Origin of the sequence: Anaerotruncus rubiinfantis, assembly GCF_900078395.1 — a bacterium.
Taxonomy (GTDB): Bacteria; Bacillota; Clostridia; order Oscillospirales; family Ruminococcaceae; genus Anaerotruncus; species Anaerotruncus rubiinfantis.
In genome coordinates, this window is sequence record NZ_FKLA01000009.1 from 1861100 (window position 1) to 1885052 (window position 23953).

Sequence of the window (23953 nt, forward strand, 5' to 3'; positions counted from 1 at the left end):
GAGGAAACAGATTGTATACGCTTTTAAAGCAGGAAGGCAACGCCCGGCGCGGCACCTTTGAAACGGTGCACGGCACCGTACAGACCCCGGCGTTCATGAACGTGGGAACCTCGGCCGCGATCAAAGGCGGGATTTCATCGATCGACCTGGTGGAGCTCAAATGCCAGGTCGAGCTCTGCAACACTTACCATCTGCATGTGCGCCCGGGGGACGATGTCATCCGCGCGATGGGCGGGCTGCACAAATTTATGAACTGGCACCGTCCGATTCTCACCGACAGCGGCGGTTTTCAGGTTTTTTCACTTGCAAAGCTGCGCCGCATCAAGGAGGAAGGCGTCACCTTTGCCTGCCATCTCGACGGCAAGCGGATCTTTATGGGACCTGAAGAGAGTATGCGCATCCAGTCGAACCTTGCGTCAACCATCGCAATGGCGTTCGATGAGTGCATAGAAAACCCCGCGCCTTACGATTACACCGCCCGTTCCATCGAGCGCACCACCCGGTGGCTCATCCGCTGCCAGGCGGAAATGGCGCGCCTCAACGCGCTGCCTGACACATTGAATCCGCATCAGCTCCTGTTTGGGATCAACCAAGGCTCAACTTACGCCGACCTGCGCATTCGGCATATGCAGCAAATTGCCGAACTCGGGCTCGACGGTTACGCAATCGGTGGTTTGGCGGTTGGTGAGACCGCGCAGGAGATGTATGATACGATCGATGCGGTCGAACCGTATATGCCGAAGGACAAGCCCCGTTACCTGATGGGCGTTGGGACGCCGGTCAATATCCTGGAGGGGGTTTATCGCGGTATCGACCTGTTCGACTGCGTCATGCCTTCACGCAACGCGCGCCATGGGACGCTGTTTACCTGGGAAGGCATCCGTATTATGCACAACGAAAAATATAAACTGGACGACCGCCCGGTCGACGAGCATTGCGGCTGCCCGGTTTGCCGCGATCACAGCCGGTCCTATCTGCGGCATCTGTTCCGTACCGGGGAAATTCTGGCTGCGCGGCTCGGGGTCATGCATAACCTCTACTTCTATAACACTCTGATGGAAAAGATCCGCGAAGCGCTTGATAACGGTACCTACGAGGAATTTTACCGGCATTGGGTGCCGATCTTGGGGCGGCGCATTTAAGTTCTTGTTAAAGTACAGGCTAAATTCCCAAAAAGGCTTGCAATAACGGGACGAAAACAGTATAATATTATTCGTATCTTTCCCGCTTTGGAATATTTTTTGGAGGTATCAAAATGGACCAACAGACTTCCGCGACCCTTATGAGTTTTGTTCCGCTGATCCTGATCTTCGTGGTGTTTTACTTCATGCTGATCCGGCCGCAGAAAAAACGTGAAAAAGAAACCCAGGCAATGCGCTCCAACCTTGATGTGGGCGATGAGATCGTGACCGTCGGCGGCATCGTCGGAATCATCGTTTCGGTGAAGGATGACACCCTGGTGATCGAAACCGGTTCCGATCGGAGCAAAATCCGCATCACCCGCTGGGCGGTTCAGGCAAATGTCACGCCGAAGGAGCCTGCGGACAAGCCTGCTGCAAAGTAAGAAACTGACAATTGGAACTGGTATAATGGGCGTTCGCTTTGAATACTCTTGTACAAAAGGGGGAATCAGAGTGAAACAACCCGATATCCATGGTGCCAAACGCTTTATCCGGCCGATCACTTATGGGATTCTTTGCGGTGCTACAGCATGTTTCCTGCTCCTGATCATCATGTCGATCCTCATGAGTTTTAAGGATATCCCACAGTCGGCCGTCTCCTTGATCTCCACGCTGACCTTTGTCTGCGGCGGCTTTGTTGCCGGACTCGCTGCGTCGTCCTTTTCCAGGGAAAAGGGGATGTTTCTCGGCCTTTGCTGCGGGCTTTGCCTGTTTCTTGTGCTGTCGCTCGCGAGCCTCGCGGTGGACGGCTCCGGATTCGGGATGGTTGCTTTGACCAAATTGATTGCGGTGCTGTTTGCCGCGGCAATCGGCGGGGTCATCGGGGTGAACCGTAAAAAAAAGTTCAAATGAATTGAAATTCAAAAATGATTGTGGTAAAATAATACCTAAGATCATGAATGAAATGGGGTAAAACCGATGAAACACGTAAAGACCATCAATCAGGCCAATTTGAAAGCTTCTGCTGTCAAGGGCGGTTGCGGCGAATGCCAGGCTTCCTGTCAGTCCGCCTGCAAAACTTCCTGCACAGTGGCCAACCAGAAGTGCGAAAACAAGAACAAGTAATTTTGGTCTACTGATTTTTAGGGCAGTCGCACGACTGCCCTATTTATTTGCTTGATATTGGAGAGAGAATATTGATACATAAGTATAAACTTTACGGCTATAACATCGTGCTTGATGTCAACAGCGGCGCCGTCCATGTGGTGGACGACCTGTTTTATGACCTGATTGACGGGCTTGGCGAGGACCTGCCGGAAAAATGCCCGCAGGAATTGCTGTCCAGATTTTCAGATAAATATCCTGCCGATGAAATTTTGGAAACCTACGCGGAAATCGTGGACCTGCATAAAAAGGATCAGCTCTTCTCCACGGATGATTACGATCAGTTCGCCAAGATGATGGTGCCCTCGCCGGTCAAAGCGATGTGCCTGCATATCGCGCACGACTGCAACCTGCGCTGCAAATATTGTTTTGCCGATACTGGTGAGTATATGGGCCACCGGCAGCTGATGTCCTTCGAAGTCGGAAAGGCCGCGATTGACTATCTCATCAAGCATTCCGGCGGGCGGCACAATCTGGAGCTCGACTTTTTTGGCGGGGAACCGCTGATGAACTTTGATGTCGTTCGGCAGGTGGTGGAATATGCCCGTTCACAGGAGAAGGCATATAACAAATTGTTCCGCTTTACCATCACCACCAACGGCGTGCTGCTCGATGATGCCAAGATCGATTTTATCAACAGGGAGATGTCGAACGTCGTCCTGTCGATTGACGGGCGCAAAGAGGTCAACGACCGGGTTCGTTCGCGCGTGGACGGCAGCGGATGCTATGACAGCATCATGCCGAAATTCCAGCGTTTGGTGGAAAAACGGGTAGGGAACGAGCCGTTCGACCAGTATTATGTCCGCGGCACCTTCACCAAGTATAACAAGGACTTCGCCAACGACGTGCTGCATTTAAACGATATGGGCTTCGATCAGATTTCGGTCGAGCCGGTTGTGGCAGACCCCAAGGAGCCATACGCGCTCACCGAAGCGGATCTGCCGGAGGTTTTTGCCGAGTACGAGCGGCTTGCAAAAATTATGATCGACCGTCATGGAAGCGGCCGCGATTTCAACTTCTTTCACTTCATGCTTGATCTTGACCAAGGCCCCTGCGCGATCAAGCGGCTGCGCGGCTGCGGCTGCGGCAATGAATACGTTGCGGTTACGCCGGATGGAGATGTCTATCCCTGCCACCAGTTCGTCGGCCACGACGAGTGGAAGATGGGCAACGTCTTTGATCAGTCGCTTGATTTCGACCGCAAATGCCAGTTCGCGGCCGCCACCGTCTATGGCAAGGAAGACTGCAAAAACTGCTGGGCGAAGTTTTATTGCTCCGGCGGCTGCAACGCGAATAGCATGGTCTATTGCGGCGATATCTTAAAGCCGTTCAAGCTCTCCTGCGAACTTGAGAAAAAACGTCTGGAATGTGCCATCATGATCAAAGCGGCGACGCTTTGACTCTTCTGGAAGGGGGAATTTTCCATGCAGTGTAAAATCGGATTTATCGGCGCTGGCAATATGGCCGGCGCAATCATCAACGGGATCGTTTCTTCCGGGTTGCTCAAGCCGGAGGAAATCGCGGTCAACGATGTCCGTGCGGCACAGGTGGAAAGTTATACGTCGCGTGGATTCGCCGGCTGCGATACCATTGCGCAGCTTGTGGAAAGCTGCGCGTACGTTGTTCTATCTGTAAAGCCGCAAAACTTTCCAGATGTGTTGGCCCAGATCAAACCAGCTGCAAAGCCGGATACGGTCTTTATTTCAATTGCTGCGGGTATGAGCGCTGAATATATCAAAAAGGCGCTTGGCTTTGACGCAAAGGTTGTACGGGTAATGCCGAATACGCCGCTTTTGATCGGTTGCGGCGCGGTCGCAATCAGTCGGGTGGATCCGACCTCCCCCGAAGAATTTGCCTTTGCCAAGAGTATCTTTGCCGCAGCGGGCCAGGTTGAAGAGGTTGACGCCGACAAGATGAACGAGGTCATCCCGCTGAACAGCAGCAGTCCGGCATATATCTACCTTTTTGCAAAGGTATTTGTCGACCGCGCGGCGGAGCTTGGCTTTGATCCGGACGTGGCGAACAGACTTTTTTGCAATACACTGATCGGATCGGCAAAAATGATGATGGAGACAGGGAAGACCCATCAGGAACTCATCGATATGGTGACTTCCCCTGCGGGTACCACCTTTGAAGGGCTTGCTGCGCTCGGACGCAACAATTTTGAAAAGGCCCTGACCGAATGCTTCGATGATACGATCCGTCGGGCTTATGAGCTTGGGAAGTAATATTTTCTGAACCTGCGGCATATCTTTTCGTATGGAAGACTGTGAAAAACGAAAGGATGGCTGCAAAATGAACCTTAACGCGACCGACTTGGACAAGATGATGCGTTACCAAAATAAAAGAACCGCAGGAAGATTTACGCCTGTTCGCAATGGGCGCAGATTCCTGCGGTCTTTTTGCACTTATTCAAAAGCACATCTGATGACCTATCTTTTTGCTGCGGTTTTTCTGACAGGCCTTCTGATCGGTACGCTTCTCGTCAACCGGAGCAGCCCCGAGACCCTGGAGGTGCTCAAAGCAATCCTGGGCGGTTATGTGGAAGAACGCGCGCATCAGAGCTTTGCCGGGATCGTTGTCTCGACCTTCAGCTCGATCTTCGTTTCCTTGCTGCTGCTGTTTTTCTGCGGATTCTGTTCAATTTCGCTGCCAATCATCTTTGCCGTACCGCTTTTCAAAGGTTTGGGATATGGCTTTTCGATTGGCACACTTTATGCTCAATACGGTACACAGGCGCTTTTATATGTCAGTGTGCTGTTGTTTCCAGCGATGTTTCTTGGCACACTGCTGCTGATCACCGCCTGCCGGACTTCAACCGCGCTGTCAGTAACTCTATTCCGGTCGACATTGATCAATTCGGAACTGGCAGACGGCGTTCGGATCAAACGATACTGTGTAAAGTTTTCTGCTTTTACAGTGATTTGCTTGTTGATCGCCCTGTTTGATGCGCTGCTGTATTATAAATTCGGCGCTTCAATCGTTCTTTGATGGATCGGGAACCCGTTTTTTCTTCGCTGGCGACACGTTCGACAGCGGAGATTTTTTTGCGGCATTTTCCATCTGCCGGTCGGAGACATGCGTGTAAATTTCGGTTGTGGAAAGACTCACGTGACCCAGAATTTCTTTCAATACCCGGATATCCACATCGCCATGCTGATACATCAACGTTGCAGCGGTATGCCGGAGCTTATGCGGTGAATAACCCTGGCCAGCCAGCCCAGCCTGCCGCAGGCAGTCCTCAATGATCTGTTCTACACGGCGCGGCGTGATCCGTGTCCCACGCGCGGAAAGAAAAAGCGCATCCTTTGCGTCTTGCTTCTGCGGCGGTTTGCGGACGGCTAGATAGGCTTCCAACGCCTTTTTGCAGGCGTCATTCAAATAGATGACACGTTCTTTGTTGCCTTTTCCGAGCAGTTTGATCGTATCGTCACGGATGTCGTATAAGTTGATTCCAACGAGCTCGGAGAGCCGCATTCCGCAGTTTAAAAACAAGGTGACGATACAGAAGTCCCGTTCATAATTGGAGGACTCGATATGTGTGAGCAGTTCTAAGCTTTCCTCCAGCGTCAAATAGCGTGGAACGGATTTTTTTACTGACGGAACCTCCAGATTCTCAACCGGATTTGTCTTTAATAGATTTGATTTTACGGTAAGGTAATGAAAAAATGAACGGATCGAAGAAACCTTGCGGGAGCGGGTCTTGGCATTATTTGCGCGGTCGCTGGCAGCATAGTTGAGGAATCCATAGACATCCGAGAGGGAAATGGCAGAGATGGTTTCCAAGGGAATGTCCTGAATGGACATCTGCTCGAAAAAGTCAAGATCATCCGGATTGTGTGAAAGTATTTTTACGCATTTGATATATCGCAGAAAGGTGCGCAGGTCGATATGGTATGCGTCAACCGTGCGCTTGGAACGTCCACGTATGGTCAGCATATAGAATAAAAAATCTTTTAAATAAGCGGGACAATCCTGATAATCAGCCATGGTCCAATCTCCTTTTATCTTCCCTTAATTTCACTAAATTTTTATTTAGTGAAATAATATATCTTTATATTACTACAGATTCTTTGGCCTGTCAAGTAATGATTTCACATTCCTCTTTCTTAAAGAATCACACCAATCACATTCACAAAGGTTTGTCATGCGGCAGTTCTGTGTAGCCGACGGTATGGCTTTCCAAAGCCTCCATATGTGTCCAGAGCACTGTATCTAGGTTGACCTCCTGGCGTTCCGCCGGAATCTGAACGCCAGGAGTATTGTTTTCATAGAACCCGGTCATCTCCCCTTTATTCAGTACGAAGCGCATCAACCGGTTTGAGTTTTGCGGCGACCGTTGCAGGATAGACACCAAAAACTACGCCAATCCCAACCGAAAGCGCCACACTTGCGGCAAGCTGTGTGAAATTGAGGTGCATTGGCATGGATGTGATCATACAGCCAGCCCAGACAAATGCGAGCCCTGTTCCAAGCCCAATCAGGCCCCCAATCAGCGAGATGATAAAAGCTTCAATCAAAAATTCCATCAGGATAATACCGCGCGTCGCACCGATCGATTTTTTGATGCCAATTTCCCGGGTCCGTTCATTAACCGACACAATCATCACTGTCATGATTCCGAGTCCGGCAACCACGAGAGAAATTGCTGCAATTGCTGAGAGGATCAGCGTCACAATCCCCAGCATATTATTAAGGGAATCCTTTTGTTTTGAGATGTTCTCGGTTTTGAATCCTCTGCTGATGTTATGGGACCGGTTGATCATCGCGGAAATCTGCTCCGCCGCGGCGTCGATATTCTCCTGATCTTTGAGCGTAACTGCAATCTGCTCAAAAGAATCTTCCCCTTTATAGCGCTGCAACGTCGTATATGGGATATAGGCAAAGGACGGTATCACCTCCCCCAACATCGTCTGCAGGATATTCCCGCCCGATGTGGCAACACCGACAATCTCCAGGGTGACATAGCTTCCGCCAATGAGCGCCTCCACCTGTTTGCCTACAATATTGTCCCTTTTATAAAAAAGCTGCGCGACGTTCGAATCGACCACACAGACATTTGCCGCAGATGCAATATCCGCCTGATTGATCATCCTTCCAAATTTCGACGTAAGTGAAATCACCTGGCTGCTGCCGGAATCCACCCCCCAAAGAACAGAATTTGCGACCAGTCCCCGCATTCGAATGTTGCTGTAATCCACCACAATTGGGGTCGCGCTTTCCACCGCCGGGGTGCCGCGAAGAAGGGACAGATCTTCCTTGGTCATTTTTAAGGATGTAAAACGTTTGTCCGCGCTGACTGTCACACTTCCCAACCCAAGGGAATTGAGCTCCTGCCCGATCGCCTCCTTGCCAATTTCCCCGATTGATCCGATCAGCACAACTGAACAGACGCCGATTGCAATGCTGGCAATGGTCAGAAAACTGCGAAACTTCTTACGTCCCAAATTCCGAAAACTGCTGACGAGACAATCCCTGATCATCTCATCACCCCCGTTTCAGCTGGATCCGGTCACCCGCCAGACCATCCGCGGCGTTTTGGAGAATCACGTCGCTTTCAGTGAGTCCCTCACGTACTTCCACGCCCTCCAAAAGCTCCATTCCGGTTTCAATATCCCTGCGGACAGCCCTGGAACCCTTTACAAGATAAACATATTCAACATTGTCTGTATCCTGGAGCACCGCCTCATAAGGTACGACCAGCATCTCTTTCTGTTTTCCCGTGGTGATCTCAGCGCGCGCCGTAAAACCGGTTTTGAGTGCGTCATCCGGATCGTCGATGGCAATTTCCAGATCCACCACTGTTTCCTGAGCTGTTGTTCCTGCCGTCTTTCTGGCAGTCGGGTAAACACGGCTCACATGACCCTCATATTTTTGGGAAAATCCGGACCCCTCAATCACCGCCGGGTCCCCAACCCGCAAATCGGAAACGTACGATTCCCCCACAGAAACCTTTGCGATGAAACTGCCGGTATCGGCAATCGTGACGATTGGCTTTGCGGTGCGAGAAAGCACGTCGCTCTTGATCGACAGGTCGGTGACCACCCCGGACATCGGAGCAGTTACCACCTGCGGGATGTACAGATACTCGTTCTTTGGTTCGCCGGCTTTTGTATCGGTTGAACCAAATACCTCTGCGAGCTCCCCCAATCCGGAAATGCCTCCAAAACCCGAGGCCAGACCGGATGCTTCCAACGCGGAATAAAGCCCCAGAAGCTCGGATGCCTCCTGGGCGGACGGCAGGCTGTCGAGCAGATCTGAGGCTGGAACGCTTTGTTCCAACACGCTTTTGGTGAGGCTGGTATCGATAACCGCGATCACCTGGTCCTTGTGTACATAATCCCCTACCGATACATTGACCGCCTGCGCGATCACCGGTGTTTCCAGATAGACCTCCTTTATCTCCCGCGCTTCTATCGTGCCGCTGGCATTGATATGTTTTTCGTATAGAATCCGCGTCGGCGTGATGCAGGCTGCGGTTGGAATGGCCCGCAGCGTTATCATAGGCGCGGCGGCCACCATCCCAAATGCTCCCGTCGCAAGCAGTAATGCAATCACACGCTTAAAAGCCAAAATAAAACCCCCATCGTTGAATTGTCGAAAACGCTTCCCATTAACGAAGTTAGTTTTCGCGTTCACAGGAGTTTTATTCCTTCAAAAACCAGTGCAAACAAATGCGAATGGCAATCGAATCTCCGGGTTATACTGTATTGCAGGAACCCGTAAGAAAATAATGATGTGTTTTGGAGTGAAGTTTATGGCGACGCCCAAAGAACGGAAAATTCATTTGATTCCCTGTGACAAGGACTGCTACCATCAGCAGCAGGGTTATTGTTCCCTCGACGATATCACCTATCTCACAAACTGCGAAAATGGCTGCGGCTATTACACCCGCACCGATCCATATGCCGATCTGGAAGATGAGGGAAAAGGATAAAATTTAGCGGATCACCGCAATCGCCTGCTGGATATTCTGCACACCAATCAGGTTGATGTTTGGCATGTCCTTTGTATCGATCATTTTGACGTTGTGCTTTGGGACGATACAGGTCGTGAAACCAAGCCGGTAGGATTCGCTGACCCGCTGCTGGATATTGCTGATCGAACGGATTTCCCCCGCAAGCCCAATTTCCCCAAATGCCGCAAGATCGTCCGGGACGGCTTTGTCGAGCAGATTTGACACCAGCGCGACCGCGACCGGCAGGTCAGCAGCAGGCTCATCCAGCCGCAGCCCGCCCACAACATTGATATAAGTGTCAAGCGCGCCGAAAAAGAACCCGCCGCGCTTTTCGAGCACCGCGGTGAGCAGCGCCGCCCGGTTTCCATCAAATCCGGTGGACATCCGCCGCGGCGTACCGAATCCTGTTTTTGAAACCAGCGCCTGCACTTCGGCAAGGATCGGCCGGGAACCTTCCATCACGCAGGCCACACAAGTCCCGGAAACGTTGGCCGGCCGGCCGGAAAGCATCATCAGCGACGGGTTCGGCACCTCCCGAAGTCCATACTGACCCATCTCAAAGACGCCGATTTCGTTTGTGGAGCCATAGCGGTTTTTGACCGCGCGCAGGATACGGTAACTCTGGTGGCGTTCGCCCTCAAAATAAAGCACCGCGTCTACCATGTGCTCAAGAACCTTCGGCCCTGCGATCGCGCCGTCCTTATTGACGTGGCCGACGATGAAAACCGGGATCTCCGAACCTTTCGCAATTCCAATCAGCACCTGGGTGCATTCACGCACCTGGGTAATGCTCCCCGATGAGGAGGAAATTCCGGACAGGTTCATCGTCTGGATCGAATCGATCATCACCATGTCGGGGGAAAGCTGGCGCACCGTTTCCAGCACGCTTTCGATATCGGTAGTGGCGGCCACATAGAGGTTGCCGCTGTCCACTCCGAGCCGGTTCGCCCTCAGCTTGAGCTGCCGTGCGCTTTCCTCACCTGATACATATAGAATTTTAAGCCCCTCGCAAAGATACTGGCAAATCTGCAAAAGCAGAGTCGATTTCCCGATGCCCGGGTCGCCGGAAAGCAGCATCACCGAGCCGGGTACCACACCGCCGCCAAGCACCCGGTCAAGTTCCAGAACACCGGTCTTATACCGCAGGCTCTCATCGGATGAAATTTCATTGAGCCGTGCGACCGAAGCGGTACGAGCTGGGGCCGCAGAGGCGGATTTGGCCTTCGCGGAGCCCGCGCTCACCTGCTGGCGCACCTCCTCCACAAGTGAATTCCATTCTCCGCAGTCCGGGCATCGGCCGTACCATTTGACCGACTCATAACCGCAGTTTTGGCAGACATAGACGCTTTTATTTTTTGTAACCGCCATTTTAAAATACGTCCTTTCCCTTTTTATGGGATATTTTCAGCTTCTCCCGCTTCCGATGGTGCGGTCAGTTCGTCCGGCTGCGAAGTTTCGAGCCCCAGGTATTCCGCCGTGCCGGAAAAGATGGCAAACGCAATCTGCTTTTGGTAAGCCGGATCGATCAGCTTATGCGCTTCCTCAGGATTTGAGAGGAACCCGCACTCGATCAGCAGCGAGGGCATCGGCGCATTGTAGATCAGATAGACGTTGTCGTCGCAGGCTTTATAGACGCGGGTATTCTCCGGCTGTACCATCTCGATAAGCCTGCGCTGCATGATCTCCCCAAGCGCTTTGCTGCTTTCATTTTTGGGCCCGTAAAAAACCTGCGCGCCCCAATATTTTTCCCGTGGAAATTTGTTTTGATGGATGCTCAACAAAATCGAGTTTGGATAAGACTTTGCAATCTCCATCCGATTATGGATGTCGGAATTTTTCTTTTTCCGGGTACTGGCGCTGTCAAACTCGCTGCTGTGCAGTGATTCGTCCCCCTGTCTTGTCAGCACCGCGTCAAATCCGTTCACCGTGAACAGGTCGTACAGGTTCCTCGCAATGGCCAGATTGATGTCCTTTTCGACGATATTGTCCACACCAATGGCACCGCCATCAAAATTTCCATGCCCCGCGTCAATGACAATGGTCGGCAGATCTCCGCCAAGTTCATAAACCGGTGCGACAGCTGTGATCGCGGAAAAAGAATAATGCGCCAAAAAAGCAACAGCGGCGCCCAATATTACGAGCGTCGCCGCCACGCGTCCATTTCGTTTCATGCACATCCCTCCGCTTCAATCTATGCAGAAACGAAAGAGGTTTATGCGCTTATCCGCAGTGTGCTTCGAGGTATTCGACCAGGTCTGCAAGCGCGCCGTTCTCACAGGGACCGGTCACCAGCTTGCAGACCGCTTTGATGTCGTCCGGCGCGCCAGCAACCGTCACTGGAAATGAAACGCTTCGAAGCATTTCAAAATCGTTATAATAGTCACCGATCGCGACAATACTCTCATGCAAAATGCCGCATTGCCGCGAAAGCTGCCGGATTCCCTCCCCTTTGTTCGAACCTTTCGGCAGCATCTCCAGGAAATTGGGACCGGAAGTGACAAACTCCACGTCGTCCCAGCACTGTGCCCGGACAAATTCAGAGACCGGCCCAACCAGCTCCTCCGGCATGGCCATCAACAGCTTAAAGTAGTCCCCGGTGAGTTCCTCCGCGCCAAGCGGAAAGATGGGAAGCCCTTCAATCTGCATATATGCCCGGGTCTGTTCAACATTGTGGAGCGCATGGATCTGGTACATTTCGTAAACAGCAAAACCGATCTGCGGAAATAATTGAATCAGTTTTTGTACATAGCCGGCAAAAGTTCCGGGCAGGTAACGCGCGTAATAAAGGCGGTGCTGCGCATAGTCATAAACCGCGCTGCCGTTAAAAACGATGCAGGGCGCGTTGACCGGCAGCAGGTCAATATACCGCCGCACCGAAACCAGCGGCCGGCCGCTGGCAATGCAGAAGCGCCCACCCTTTTCAGTAAAGTATTCGAGCGCCTCCAGATTACGCGCCGGGATGGGGCCCGGCGTCGGCATCAGCGTCCAGTCAACGTCGCTGACAATCAGATAATCAGAAAGTTTTTTCTTCACCGGACCTTGCCCTCCTTGATAGAGTTCAAAAATTGCAGATAGTATTCCGGCAGCTCACTCGTAAATTCGAGATATGCGCCGGTGCGTGGATGGACAAAGCCGATTGTCCGCGCGTGCAGGCACTGGCCGCGCAGGCTGGTGATCACTTTTTTGGGGCCATACACAGGGTCTCCCGCAACCGGATGGCCCTTATAGGCCATATGCACCCGGATCTGATGGGTGCGGCCTGTTTCAAGGCGAAGGACAAGATCGGTGAATGCGCCAAACGGTTCACGCACGCTGTAATGGGTAACTGCTTTACGGGCATTTTTTTCGGTGACACACATTTTCTTTCGGTCACTGGGGTTCCTGCCGATTGGCGCATCAACCGTCCCCTCCAACTCTGTAAATCCACCGTAAACAATGGCGTTATAAATGCGTGTAAAGCTATGTTCCTTTATCTGTTCCGCAAGCATACTGTGGGAAAAATCATTCTTTGCCACGATAAGCAGGCCACTGGTGTCCTTATCGATCCGGTGGACAATCCCTGGCCGGATCACACCGTTGATGCTGGAAAGTCTGCCCGCGCAGTGGTAAAGCAGTGCGTTTACAAGCGTCCCATCCCAGTTGCCCGGCGCGGGATGAACAACCATCCCTTTGGGTTTGTTGACCACCAGCAAATCGTCGTCCTCATAGAGGATTTCCACGGGAATATTCTGCGGTAAAACATCCAGCGGCTTTGCGTCCGGAACCCGCAGCAGGATCTCTTCCCCACCGCGCAGCCGGTAATTCTTGGCAACAGTTTTTCCATTTGCCAGCACGCCGCCGGATTCACAAAATCGCTGGATCGCGGAGCGGGTAAGCCCGTCCGCGTTTTCACAAAGCCATTTGTCGATCCGCTCGCCCGCATCCACTTCATCGGTCAGATAGAACTGCTCATTCACCGCTCGGCTCCTCTTCTTCCGGATGGGTTTCTTCCGCCTTGACCGGCTGCGCATCTTTCCCCAAAGTTTTTTTCTCCTCAAAGAAAAGCAGGTAAACAAGCAGCAGCCCTGTCCCGATAACGACACAGCAATCCGCAAAATTGAATACTGGGAAATTGAAAAGCGGAGAAATATCCAGGTAATCGACCACAAAGGTGCGGAACACCCGGTCGATCAGGTTGCCGACGCCGCCCGCGATGATGAGACCCATGCTCCAGAGCACCAGCTTATGTTTGAACTTCCCCATCACCAAAGCGACGATAATACCGGCAAGCACAATCCCGGTCACGATCGAAAGCAGCTGGGTTTTCCCTTGGAAAATTCCAAAAGCCGCGCCGCGGTTCTCCACATAGGTCAATTGCAGAAGTCCTGGAATCAGTGTCACCGAAGGCGCTCCCACAAGGGTCCCCAGTACCCAAATTTTCAGCAGCTGGTCTACGATCACCAATGCGGCAGCCGAAAGCAATATCAAACTTACTGTCATGTTTTCCTCCCAATCGATGTGCCGCAAACCGGACATCGCGCCGGTTTGGGAACCGGCATTTCAAAAATCATGCGGCGCTTAAATAGGTCTTTAAGCGCCGCATTTTTTCATTTGGTTTATCAGCCGATGATCTGTGCGCAGCGTGCACAAAGGGTCGGATGCTTGGCATCAGCCCCAACAGAGTCGCTGTGCGCCCAGCAGCGCGGACAAAGTTCACCATCCGCCTTGGCCACGTCAACGGTAAACAGGCCGTTCGCACCGGAGAACCTGCCCTCCCCGCCCTTTTCCAGAACCACCTGGGAAACGATAAACACCGGCGCCAAATCCTTTTCCACACTGGAAAGGAATGCGAAGGTCTCGTCATCCGCAGCGTGCAGGATGACCTTCGCTTCCAGCGATTTACCGATCATCTTGGCGTTGCGGGCATCTTCCAACGCCTTAAGCACATCGTCGCGCACCTCATGGATGCGATCCCATTTGGCAATAAACGCACTGTCAACCAGGTTGCCGCAGTATTTCGGAATCTCGTTAAACATAACCGAAGCACTGTCATAATTCTTGTCGGCGGGCAGATAGCTCCATACCTCTTCCGCTGTGAACGGGATAATGGGCGCAAACACCAGCGTAAGCCCGCGCAGGATGGTATAGATCGCGGTTTGTGCCGCACGGCGGTTTTTGGAATCCGCCGCTTCGACATAGAGCCGGTCCTTGAGCACATCGAGGTAGAAGTTCGACATATCGATTGTGCAGAAATTATGCAGCGCGTGATAGATGATGTGGAATTCAAAATTGTCGTAGGCCTCGGAAGTGGTCTTTACGAGACCATCAAACCGCGCCAGAGCCCATTTATCGAGATCGGTCAGCTCCGCAAAGGGAACCATATCCCTGTTGGGATCAAAGTCATAGAGGTTGCCGAGGATATAACGCGCCGTGTTGCGGATCTTGCGGTAAACCTCGGAAAGCTGCTTGAGGATGTCGTTCGAGATGCGGATATCCGCGTGGTAATCGGCCGAAGCGACCCACAGGCGCAGGATGTCCGCGCCGTATTTGTCGGTGATCTCATGCGGTTCCATACCGTTGCCAAGGGACTTGCTCATCTTGCGGCCTTCCCCATCGACCACCCAGCCGTGGGTGCAGACGGTCTTATAAGGCGCGACGCCTTTCCACGCAACCGAAGTGAGCAGCGACGACTGGAACCAGCCGCGGTACTGATCGGTACCCTCGAGATAGAGGTCCACAGGCCAGGTCAATTCCGAATTGTCATGGATGGTGGAGGCATAGGACGTGCCGGAATCGAACCAGACATCCATGATGTCGGTCTCCTTGGTGAATTCGGTGCTGCCGCAGTATTTGCACTGGGTGCCCTTCGGCAGGATATCCTTGGCGTCGGTGGTGTACCAGGCGTCGGAGCCCTCCTTGCGGAAGAGCGCGGCGACAGCCGCAATACTCTCCTCATCCACATGGTATTTCCCGCAGTTTTTGCAGTAGAAGATCGGAATCGGCACACCCCAGGTGCGCTGGCGCGAAATGCACCAGTCGCTGCGATCACGCACCATGTTGATCATGCGGCCGCGGCCCCACTCAGGGATAAAGTTGACCTTTTCAATCTCTGCGATTGTCTGCTCCTTGATGTCGTCCACCGAGCAGAACCACTGTTCGGTGGCCCGATAGATGATCGGCTCCTTGCAGCGCCAGCAATGCGGATACTGGTGGATAATCTTCTCGATCGCAAAGAGATTTTTGGTTTCCTCAAGTTTCTGCGCAATCGCCTTATTGGCGTCGTCGGTGGAAAGGCCGGAAAATTCGCCCGCCAGTTCAGTCAGCTTGCCGTATTTGTCGACGGGCACAACCACTTCGATTTCCGGATAGTGCTGTGCACAGACATCAAAGTCCTCGACACCGTGACCAGGCGCGGTATGGACGCATCCGGTACCGCTCTCAAGGGTGACATGGTCTCCCAGGATAACCGGCGACTGACGGTCGAGGAATGGATGCTGATAGGTGATATATTCGAGCTCCTCGCCCATGCAGGTGCCCAGGATCTCATAATCTTCGATCTTGGCGGCCTTCATTGTGGAGGCAACCAGCTCTTTTGCCATGACAAGGTATTCGCCGTTCGCCTTGACAACGCAGTATTCAAACGCCGGACCGACACAGATGGCCATATTGCCCGGAAGCGTCCAGGTGGTCGTGGTCCAGATTACGATTGAAGTCTTGGAAAGATCGGCGGCGCCCATCCGAGTGAGCACGCCGTTCTTGTCGTCAATCACATTGAACTTGACGTAAATCGAATAGCATTTGTCCTCCTGGTATTCGATCTCCGCTTCCGCCAGAGCGGTCTCGCAGTGCGCACACCAGTAGACCGGCTTGAGACCTTTATAGATATAGCCTTTGTTGGCCATCGCGCCGAAGATTTCGATCTGGCGCGCTTCAAATTCCGGTTTCAAAGTCAGATAGGGATTGTCGTAGTCAGCGACGGTGCCGAGACGTTTGAACTGTTCCTTCTGATTGCCCACAAAACGCAGCGCAAAATCGTGGCAGACCTTCCGCAGTTCAATGGGGGTGATGTCCTTGCTCACGCCGATTTCCTTAAGCGCTTTAAGCTCGATCGGCAGACCGTGGGTATCCCACCCGGGGATATACGGGGCCTTATATCCGGACAGGTTCTTCTGGCGGATGATGATATCCTTCAGCACCTTATTGAGCGCGGTACCCAGATGGATGTTCGCATTCGCGTACGGCGGGCCGTCATGAAACATGTAGAGCGGCTTGCCTTCGTTTTTTTCGATCATCTTGTAGTAGAGGCGCTCCTCATCCCATTTTTTCACCATGCCGGGCTCCTTCTGGGGAAGTGCGGCGCGCATGGAGAAATCCGTTTTGGGCAGGTTCAAGGTCTTGCTGTAATCCTGTTCGGACATTGGACATATCTCTCCTTGTTGAAACTTTTTGTCAAAGCTTATTTTTTGCGTTTATCGTCGTCACGACGGATATCAAACTCCTTGCCGAACTTGAGCGGTCCGAAACGGGATTCCCGCTTGGCTGGGCGCTCAGGCTGCGGTTCGGGCTCATAACGGTCTTCCGTGGTATATTCAAGCTTCTGCTCGGTATATTCCAGCTGCTCCTCCACCGGTGGCAGGTCATCGGCGTAGTCTTCCGCTGGAAGCTGTTGGTCATCGTAGTCTTCCGAAGCCTCGGAAGACTCATAAACGGGCTGCGGCTCCGGAGCCGGTGAAGACGCGCTCGCGGCTTCCAGGAAATCCTGATCCACCGGAATCGAACTGATCAGCTCGAGATGCTGTTTATAAAGCAGCTGCAACTTGCTTTTAAAGGTTGCCACCTCGCGCTGCAGGCGGATATAGGCGTTCTGCTCCTTTTCGATGGCGTGCTTCGCATTTTCGACGAGCATGCCGGCCTGAACCTTAGCATCCTCGACAATCGACGCCGCCTTTGCTTTTGCCTCGCGCACGACGCTGTCCCCCAGCTTCTGCGCGCCGATGAGCGCGGAGCGCAGGCTTTCTTCATCCTGCTTATATTCCTCCAACTTGTCCGCAAGCACCATCATTTTATGTTCCAGATCGCGGTTCTGCGCGATCAGATCATTCATCTCATCCGCCACCTGATTGAGGTAGGCGTCGACCTCTTCCGCCTTGTAGCCGCGGCCCATTCCTTTGTCAAATTTTTTGCCGGCAATATCGCTCGGATTCAGCACAATGAAACATCCCCCTTATCGGATTTTTACACATATTTTTTGCATAAAATCTGAAGTCTGCCCTTTTTTGTCGTATGCGCGACCTGCGCAAAAAGGAATTTCCCATACCCGCGGATGCTCAGCACATCCCCTTCGTCAAGGTTCCAGGATGTCTCGGTTTTCACGGCGCCGTTGACGCTCACAAGCTGCGCGCGGATCATCTGCGCGGATTTTTCGCGGGAAAGCTTTGTGACGGAGGCAACCAGGCAGTCGAGCCGCAAAGACGGCACGTTGGCCACCCGGTCCTCGTAGCGGTGCAGCACAGGCAACGGCTCCGTATAGCCCCGCGTGACCCGCACGCCGCACCTGCCGACCTTTGTAAGCTCAGATTGAATGAGCGGGGCGATCTTGTCGCTTACGAACAGGACGGCGCGGCCCTGCTCCACCAGGATGTCCCCCACCGCCTCCCGCCCGATCTGCAGGCCGGTCAGTGAACCGAGAAAATCCCGGTGCCCAAGCGCGTCCTCCTCGCGGAAGGACACAGTCAGCGGTTCAATCGGGAACGCCCAATCGGCGGGTTCTTCAAAAGGCGCGAAAACGCCGAGCATCACCCGCTCTCCGTCGGGATGCCCCGCAAAGAAAACATAATTATCATAACCCGCTGACGCGGCAAGCCGCCGGGCCAGCAAAGCCTGATGCAGATCAAGGAAAGCTGAAAAACGCGTGATGTGTTTTTCCTGCGCGATTGTAAAGAGATCACGGACATGGGCCGCAAACGCCCGATCCTGTTTCTCCTCCATTCCCGGGATCATCAGAAGAACACGCCGTTGCTTTCCAGTTCGTCAAGCAGATCGCCCATAATATCGACATTGTACGGCGTAATGATATAGGTGCTGTTTGCAACGCGTTTAATCTGGCCATTGTTGGCATAGGCCACGCCGGACAGAAAGTCGATCAGCCTGCGGGAGACGTCTTTATTGGTCGATTCAAGATTCAGAACGACCGTGCGCTTATCATTGAGATGGTCGGCCACGGTGGAGGCATCATCGAAGCGTTCCGGCTTCACAAGCACCACCTGAAGCTGGGTCGTGGCATGGATGTTGACCACCTTATTGCCGCGTTTCCCACTTTCGGTATGCACCGGAGAATCTTCGGCCGGAGCTTCCGCACGAGGCGTTTCATTCGAGATGAAATCCACATCATCCTCGTAATATTCATCCTCAGGAATTCCGATGAAATTCTTGAATTTGTCCATGATTCCCATAAAAACATCCCTCTCACTATTTTTATTGCGAACGCAGTGCAGCAATAAAATTTACGGTTGCGGATAGATCCTGCGGCCGAACATCGCGCTGCCGATCCGCACGAGGTTGGAGCCGTGCTTGACCGCAAGCGTGTAATCGTCCGACATGCCCATCGACAAAAAATCCATATTGATATTATCTATTTTTTTGTCCCCAATGTCAACAAATAGTTTATACAAACTGGAAAAATGCCGTTCCTTTTCCAGCTCGCTGTCATCCACTGGCGGAATCGACATAATCCCGCGGACGCGCAGGCGTGAAAAGCCGGTGATCGACCCCAAAAAGTCCTCCAGCTTATCCGCTTCCACCCCGGATTTTGTCAATTCGCTTCCAATATTTACTTCCACCAGGCAATCCATCGTTTTATCGTGTTTTTCACACTGGCGTTCGATTTCCTGTGCAAGCGCAAAGCTGTCGAGCGATTGAATCATTGTGACTTTATCGATGATCTGGCGGACTTTATTGGTTTGCAGATGCCCAATAAAGTGGATTTCCACGCCGTCCTTGCGGTAGCTGTCATACTTCGCGAGCAGTTCCTGCGCACGGTTTTCCCCCAGCAGCCTTACGCCCGCGGCGATCGCTTCATTGACCCGTTCGGCCGGGACCGTCTTGGTGACGGCCATGAGCCGCACATCCGCGGGATTCCTGCCGCACTGGGCACAGGCACGTTCTATACTCTCCGTAATACACTGGACCGAAGCCTTCACCGATCCGTCATTTAAGCCGTTTGTCATTGTATAACTGGGTGCCTCCTATCACAACTTCATCGAACTGCTGCAGGCCGGTATAAACTGTACCGCTCATATATTCCGGGTCGTTTTCCCGGCATAGGACGAATCCCACATCCTCGTAAATGACCGTGATCGGGCGAAAAACCAGTTTTTCGCCCAAGACGATATAGACCCCTTTCTGGGTACCGTTAAAACGGATGGCCGAATCGCTCACCCGAAGCCCGGTGATCGATTTGAACCGTACCTCCACCTGCGTCACCCGCAGGTTCACCAGCGCTTCACTGATGTAGTCGGTTTCAAATATCACAACCGCGTCCGGTTCGTCGCGTTTCGTGTTGACATATTTTACGGTCGCGGGAACCGGCTTCTGACCACTGATGTTGAAGTCAAGGGTTACCGTCGCACCTTCGCGGTAGCGGCTGGCCTCGTCCGATGTGACAACCGCCGCGAAATACCAGAGATGGCTGGTCATCAGTTTTCCGACGCGTTTGGAAGCGGAAATCTTATTGGAATTGATAAGCTTGACGAGCTCCTCCGGGGTCAGTTCATCAAGGGCGTCCATATCCACCTTGTCCTCCAACCCGTCGATCGTACGGATGAAGTAACCCGGCTGCGGCGCTTTGATCACATCCGGCTCCGCTTCGATTTTTCCGCGGTAGTATTCCTCCTCGGCTTTGAGCTGCTCAATCGCACCGTTAAAATCAGTCTGTTTTCCGGTGGCGATCTGCTTGGTGTTCATCAGCACCAGCAGCTTGTCCGACATTGTCTTGAGCTCCAGGAGCGATTCCCGGTTGACCGCGTCGATGATCCCACCAAGCTCGCTGAAGATCTGCTTGTTGAGCACGTCAGTATGTGCAAATGAGGTGGTGCCCGGGTCCTGCGCCTTTTCGAGCAGCTGACGCTGGTTCTCAAGTTCCCGCAGGGTGCGGATATTTGCGATGTCCTCCTCGCTGTCATAGATCTCCGCGAGCGTGGTGCCAGGAGAAACCTTGCTCCCGTCGCTGGTTACATAGGTGGCTACCCCGCCGGTAATAAAGTCGTCGAGAAGGATCTCGCGGCGCAGCGCGATACCGGTCAGCTTGGTGCTTTCCGCCACGGTATATGGGTTCGCAGTCTCCGTCTTATATTGCGAATTTGTGTACCGGTAAATTTGCAGCCCGACATAGCCCAGCAGAAATAGCGCAAGCGTACCGAGCACAATCCGCTGCGTAAAGGTATTTTTCATAATAAGAAATACTCCGATCGGTCAGTCCGTATTTTCCTTATCGTTCTCAGCGGATTCCAGGATGCTGATCGGCTTTGAAGGGATGATGGTCGAAATTGCATGTTTATATACGAGATTCTGTCTGCCTTCGCAGTCCAAAATGACTGTAAAGGAATCAAACCCTTTCACCACGCCCTTGAACTGGAACCCGTTGGTCAGATAGATGGTGACAGTGATCTTCTCACGCCTCGCCTGATTCAGAAAGACATCCTGTAAATTGAGCTGTTTCATGTTTTGCCTCCTGGCTGGAAAACCAGCCTCACTGATAAGAGCTGTATAACTAGTTAATTATAGCATATTATCCCGCTCTTGTGAACTACGTTTTCTGCTTCCCTTGCAAGCTCTCCGGCAGAATCAAAATGGTCGGCCAAAAGCCAGTGAACCCTTTCATCCCGCCGGAACCATGAAAGCTGGCGTTTGGCATATCTTCTTGTTGCCTGTTTGAGATTCCCGACACAATTCTCGAGCGTTTCCTCCCCGTCGAGATACGGCTGCAGCTCTTTGTAACCGATCGCCTGCATGGCAGTCCCTCCATAGATGCGGCTGATTTCGCGCGCTTCTTCCACGAGCCCTGCCGCAAGCATTCCGTCTACCCGGCGGTTAATACGCTCATAGAGCCGGCTGCGATCCTCAAATGTGATGCCGATCACGCACGGCAGATAGCGGGCCGGCGCAAGCCTTGAACGCCGTTGGTGTTCGCTCATCGGGATGCCCGTGAGCCGGTAAACCTCCAATGCGCGCAGGATTCTGCCCAGATTGTTGGGGTGCAGCTTTTCCGCGAGCGCGGGGTCCACCCGGCGCAGCTCTTCAAGCATCGCTTCGTTTCCGCGTTCGGCCGCCTGCGCATGAAGCGTCCGCCGGAGCGCTGGGTCGTTTTCGATCTCGGTGAGATCGAGGTTGTCGATCACCGCATTCACATAAAGCCCGGTGCCGCCCGCGAGAACCGGGAGCTTACCTCGCGCGGATACCTCTGCGATCGCATCATGTGCAAGCTTTGTGTAATCCGCGACGGAAAAAGCGGTATTGTCCGGTTCGGCAAAATCAATCAGATGGTGCGGGATACCCTGCATCTCCTCCCGCGTCGGCTTTGCGGTTGCAATTTCCATACGCCGGTAAATCTGCATTGAATCGGCCGATATCACTTCGCCGTCAAATGCTTTTGCCAGCGCGACCGCAAGCGCGGTTTTTCCAGAAGCAGTTGGCCCAACCACCGCGATGAGTGGGATTCTTTTCTTTTCCTGCATCATCTATCCCAGCCTGCCAAATTTTTTTTCAATCTCCTGCCTCCGCATACGGATTGCCACCGGCCGTCCATGTGGGCAATGCTGTGCGTCTCCATCCTCAATGAGCAGCGTGATAAGCTGCTCGAGCGAAGGCACAGGGGTTTTGTCATGTGCCTTGATGGCCGCGCGGCAGGCAACCGTGTGATAGAATTCCTCCAAATACTGGGGCAGAAGCCGGCTGCTGTAATGCAGCAGCTTTTGTGCAAACTCCTCCACAATTCCGGCAAGGTCCGCATCAGCCAGAATCGGAGCCACTTCCCGCACCACAACGAATGAATCTCCAAAATCCTCGACCGAAAGCCCTGCTTTTGCGAAAAGCTCCAGATGGTCGAGCACCGCCGCGTATTCCTCCGGGGAAAGCCGCACCGAGACCGGTGTGAGTAAAATCTGCTTGTCCGCCCCGACTCCTTCACGCAGAAGCTTATTGAAGATCAGCCGTTCATGTGCCGCGTGTTTGTCGACGAGGATCATTTCGTCCCCGGACTGCAGAACAAGATAGGTATCGAACAATTCCCCAACGAGCAATGCGTCCGCGAATATATCCGCGGTTTTCGCAGATATCCCCTGGGAGACGGACGGTTCCTGCGCCGCTTTTGGCACCGGCTCATAGGTGAGCCGAATCGGCGGATCGTCCGCGTTTCTGCTGGTGTATGGGGTATTCGGCGGCTCCGGCGACTCCACGGTCAAAAAACTGGCTGGCGCCTGCTGCTGAAGTTTCGGTTCAGGCGGGGTCTCGACGTCAAGCTTCCAGGAAGGCGTCCGGACCGGCTGTGCCGGGACCGCGGAAAAAACATGGTCAAGCGACGGTCGCTTTGGCTCCTCCCTGTACATCTGCTTTTCGAGCAGCATCTTGTATTCATTCACGCTCAGCCGCTGCTGCTGCGGCGCGGCTGGTTCAGTGTGGAGCGCAAATGGATTGAACGGTTCCGATTTCGCCTTGATTTCGGGCTGCAGGCGACTTTGTCCGAGCGCCGTTTTGCAGCCGTAATAGACCAGGTCGAAAATGCTCTTCTCATCCGCGAAGCGCACCTCGATCTTGGCCGGATGGACATTCACGTCGACCACCTGCGGCGGGACGGTGAGGTCCAGGACACAGGACGGGAATTTCCCAACCATCAGCGCATTTTTGTAGGACTCTTCCAGCGCCGCCATACATGTTTTTGAACGGATAAAACGGTGGTTGATGAAAAAATTCTGCATCGAACGGCTTCCGCGGGCCGCCAGAGGCTTGCAGATGTAGCCGGCGAGCCGGATATTCCCATGCTGATAGTCCACCGGGATCGCGTTCTCTGCGAATTCCCGACCAAGGACGCAGCGGATCGAGGAAAGGGTCTGGCCATCCCCCGGCGTCTGCAGCTTCACCGCGCCGTCGCGGATAAACTTAAAAGCCACGCCAGGATTGCCGAGCGCGGCTTTTTCAACGGCAGCCGCCACAGAGTTCCCCTCCGACACGTCCTTTTTGAGAAACTTCATACGTGCCGGGGTGTTATAAAAGACATCCCGCACCGTGATTGTGGTGCCGGCAGGACAGCCCGCATCCTCGCAGACAAGCTCCTCTCCGCCCGCGATCGCGTAATGGGTCCCGGCCACGTCATCCGGCGTGCGGGTCAAGAGATCGACCCGGCACATCGCTGCGATCGAAGCAAGCGCCTCACCGCGAAATCCCATCGTCAGGATATTCGAAAGATCCTCCTGCACGCGCACCTTGCTGGTCGCGTGCCGCAGAAAGGCGTTTGCTACGTCCTCCCGCAAAATGCCGGATCCATTGTCGGTGACACGGATATACCGCACCCCGCCCGCCTGGATTTCGACCGTCACGGCGGTAGCGCCCGCATCGATTGAGTTTTCCACGAGCTCCTTCACGATGGACGCCGGCCGTTCGACCACCTCACCCGCCGCGATCAGTTCGGCGATCTGCTTATCAAGTACATTAATCCTTGCCATGCGCCCACCTCCATTCG

25 protein-coding genes are annotated in these 23953 nt (G+C 53.3%); 8 read left to right on the top strand and 17 right to left on the bottom strand.

Features of this window, described 5'->3' with window-relative positions; translation table 11 throughout:
- Positions 1-11 precede the first annotated feature (11 nt).
- The 7 genes from tgt to BN4275_RS14460 all read left to right on the top strand — a co-directional run bounded on the left by tgt (position 12) and on the right by BN4275_RS14460 (position 5276).
- Complete coding sequence (tgt, locus tag BN4275_RS14430; RefSeq protein ID WP_066459532.1) at positions 12-1142, top strand: tRNA guanosine(34) transglycosylase Tgt; 1131 nt, start codon at positions 12-14, stop codon at positions 1140-1142.
- A 113-nt stretch (positions 1143-1255) separates the two neighbouring features.
- Positions 1256-1564, top strand: coding sequence for a preprotein translocase subunit YajC (gene yajC, locus BN4275_RS14435; RefSeq protein ID WP_066459534.1), 309 nt, complete (start codon positions 1256-1258; stop codon positions 1562-1564).
- A gap of 70 nt (positions 1565-1634) precedes the next feature.
- Positions 1635-2033, top strand: a complete 399-nt coding sequence (locus BN4275_RS14440; RefSeq protein WP_066459535.1) for a TIGR04086 family membrane protein — start codon at positions 1635-1637, stop codon at positions 2031-2033.
- A 66-nt stretch (positions 2034-2099) separates the two neighbouring features.
- The gene (gene scfA / locus BN4275_RS14445) at positions 2100-2246 is read left to right on the top strand and encodes a six-cysteine ranthipeptide SCIFF (protein ID WP_066459537.1); all 147 of its coding nucleotides are present in this window, start codon (positions 2100-2102) and stop codon (positions 2244-2246) included.
- 71 nt (positions 2247-2317) lie between these two features.
- Positions 2318-3685 (top strand): thioether cross-link-forming SCIFF peptide maturase, encoded by a 1368-nt coding sequence (scfB, locus tag BN4275_RS14450; protein WP_066459539.1) that lies wholly within the window; start codon positions 2318-2320, stop codon positions 3683-3685.
- Between the two features lie 24 nt (positions 3686-3709).
- Entirely contained in the window at positions 3710-4513 is an 804-nt protein-coding gene (gene proC / locus BN4275_RS14455) for a pyrroline-5-carboxylate reductase (protein WP_066459541.1), read from the top strand.
- Between the two features lie 88 nt (positions 4514-4601).
- Entirely contained in the window at positions 4602-5276 is a 675-nt protein-coding gene (locus tag BN4275_RS14460; protein ID WP_147349415.1) for a stage II sporulation protein M, read from the top strand.
- Here the strand turns inward: BN4275_RS14460 and BN4275_RS14465 are convergent.
- The 3 genes from BN4275_RS14465 to BN4275_RS14475 all read right to left on the bottom strand — a co-directional run bounded on the left by BN4275_RS14465 (position 5262) and on the right by BN4275_RS14475 (position 8858).
- Entirely contained in the window at positions 5262-6275 is a 1014-nt protein-coding gene (locus BN4275_RS14465; protein ID WP_066459544.1) for a tyrosine recombinase XerC, read from the bottom strand. The two genes, BN4275_RS14460 and BN4275_RS14465, sit on opposite strands and share 15 nt — an antisense overlap.
- 302 nt (positions 6276-6577) lie before the next feature.
- On the bottom strand, positions 6578-7768 hold the full coding sequence (locus BN4275_RS14470; RefSeq protein ID WP_066459548.1) for an ABC transporter permease: 1191 nt from the start codon (positions 7766-7768) through the stop codon (positions 6578-6580).
- A gap of 4 nt (positions 7769-7772) precedes the next feature.
- Complete coding sequence (locus BN4275_RS14475) at positions 7773-8858, bottom strand: efflux RND transporter periplasmic adaptor subunit (RefSeq protein WP_154018895.1); 1086 nt, start codon at positions 8856-8858, stop codon at positions 7773-7775.
- A gap of 184 nt (positions 8859-9042) precedes the next feature.
- Between BN4275_RS14475 and BN4275_RS14480 the strand changes: the two genes are divergently transcribed.
- On the top strand, positions 9043-9222 hold the full coding sequence (locus tag BN4275_RS14480) for a hypothetical protein (RefSeq protein ID WP_066459552.1): 180 nt from the start codon (positions 9043-9045) through the stop codon (positions 9220-9222).
- 3 nt (positions 9223-9225) lie between these two features.
- Here the strand turns inward: BN4275_RS14480 and radA are convergent, their stop codons facing one another.
- The 14 genes from radA to mutL form a co-directional block, all read right to left on the bottom strand.
- A complete protein-coding gene (gene radA / locus BN4275_RS14485) occupies positions 9226-10611 on the bottom strand; it encodes a DNA repair protein RadA (RefSeq protein ID WP_066459554.1) in 1386 nt (461 codons plus the stop codon).
- 23 nt (positions 10612-10634) lie between these two features.
- On the bottom strand, positions 10635-11414 hold the full coding sequence (locus tag BN4275_RS14490; protein ID WP_242863682.1) for an N-acetylmuramoyl-L-alanine amidase: 780 nt from the start codon (positions 11412-11414) through the stop codon (positions 10635-10637).
- Between the two features lie 49 nt (positions 11415-11463).
- Positions 11464-12276 (bottom strand): HAD-IIB family hydrolase, encoded by an 813-nt coding sequence (locus BN4275_RS14495; RefSeq protein WP_079988296.1) that lies wholly within the window; start codon positions 12274-12276, stop codon positions 11464-11466.
- Complete coding sequence (locus BN4275_RS14500; RefSeq protein WP_066459559.1) at positions 12273-13199, bottom strand: RluA family pseudouridine synthase; 927 nt, start codon at positions 13197-13199, stop codon at positions 12273-12275. Before BN4275_RS14500 ends, BN4275_RS14495 begins: the two co-directional genes overlap by 4 nt.
- Positions 13192-13722: a signal peptidase II gene (gene lspA / locus BN4275_RS14505; RefSeq protein WP_066459561.1), complete on the bottom strand. Its 531-nt coding sequence runs from the start codon at positions 13720-13722 to the stop codon at positions 13192-13194. Before lspA ends, BN4275_RS14500 begins: the two co-directional genes overlap by 8 nt.
- Before the next feature lie 119 nt (positions 13723-13841).
- Positions 13842-16640, bottom strand: a complete 2799-nt coding sequence (ileS, locus tag BN4275_RS14510; protein ID WP_066459563.1) for an isoleucine--tRNA ligase — start codon at positions 16638-16640, stop codon at positions 13842-13844.
- A 38-nt stretch (positions 16641-16678) separates the two neighbouring features.
- The gene (locus BN4275_RS14515; RefSeq protein WP_066459565.1) at positions 16679-17431 is read right to left on the bottom strand and encodes a DivIVA domain-containing protein; all 753 of its coding nucleotides are present in this window, start codon (positions 17429-17431) and stop codon (positions 16679-16681) included.
- Between the two features lie 26 nt (positions 17432-17457).
- Positions 17458-18222, bottom strand: coding sequence for a YlmH family RNA-binding protein (locus BN4275_RS14520; protein ID WP_066459567.1), 765 nt, complete (start codon positions 18220-18222; stop codon positions 17458-17460).
- Positions 18222-18674 (bottom strand): cell division protein SepF, encoded by a 453-nt coding sequence (locus BN4275_RS14525; RefSeq protein WP_066459569.1) that lies wholly within the window; start codon positions 18672-18674, stop codon positions 18222-18224. Before BN4275_RS14525 ends, BN4275_RS14520 begins: the two co-directional genes overlap by 1 nt.
- Positions 18675-18725: 51 nt before the next feature.
- A complete protein-coding gene (locus tag BN4275_RS14530) occupies positions 18726-19448 on the bottom strand; it encodes a YggS family pyridoxal phosphate-dependent enzyme (protein ID WP_066459571.1) in 723 nt (240 codons plus the stop codon).
- On the bottom strand, positions 19429-20670 hold the full coding sequence (locus BN4275_RS14535) for a biotin/lipoyl attachment domain-containing protein (protein ID WP_066459573.1): 1242 nt from the start codon (positions 20668-20670) through the stop codon (positions 19429-19431). The genes BN4275_RS14530 and BN4275_RS14535 overlap by 20 nt, the downstream gene beginning before the upstream one ends.
- A 21-nt stretch (positions 20671-20691) precedes the next feature.
- On the bottom strand, positions 20692-20940 hold the full coding sequence (gene hfq, locus BN4275_RS14540; RefSeq protein ID WP_066459575.1) for an RNA chaperone Hfq: 249 nt from the start codon (positions 20938-20940) through the stop codon (positions 20692-20694).
- Between the two features lie 53 nt (positions 20941-20993).
- The gene (gene miaA, locus BN4275_RS14545; protein WP_066459577.1) at positions 20994-21956 is read right to left on the bottom strand and encodes a tRNA (adenosine(37)-N6)-dimethylallyltransferase MiaA; all 963 of its coding nucleotides are present in this window, start codon (positions 21954-21956) and stop codon (positions 20994-20996) included.
- The gene (mutL, locus tag BN4275_RS14550) at positions 21957-23936 is read right to left on the bottom strand and encodes a DNA mismatch repair endonuclease MutL (RefSeq protein WP_066459578.1); all 1980 of its coding nucleotides are present in this window, start codon (positions 23934-23936) and stop codon (positions 21957-21959) included.
- Positions 23937-23953 lie beyond the last annotated feature (17 nt).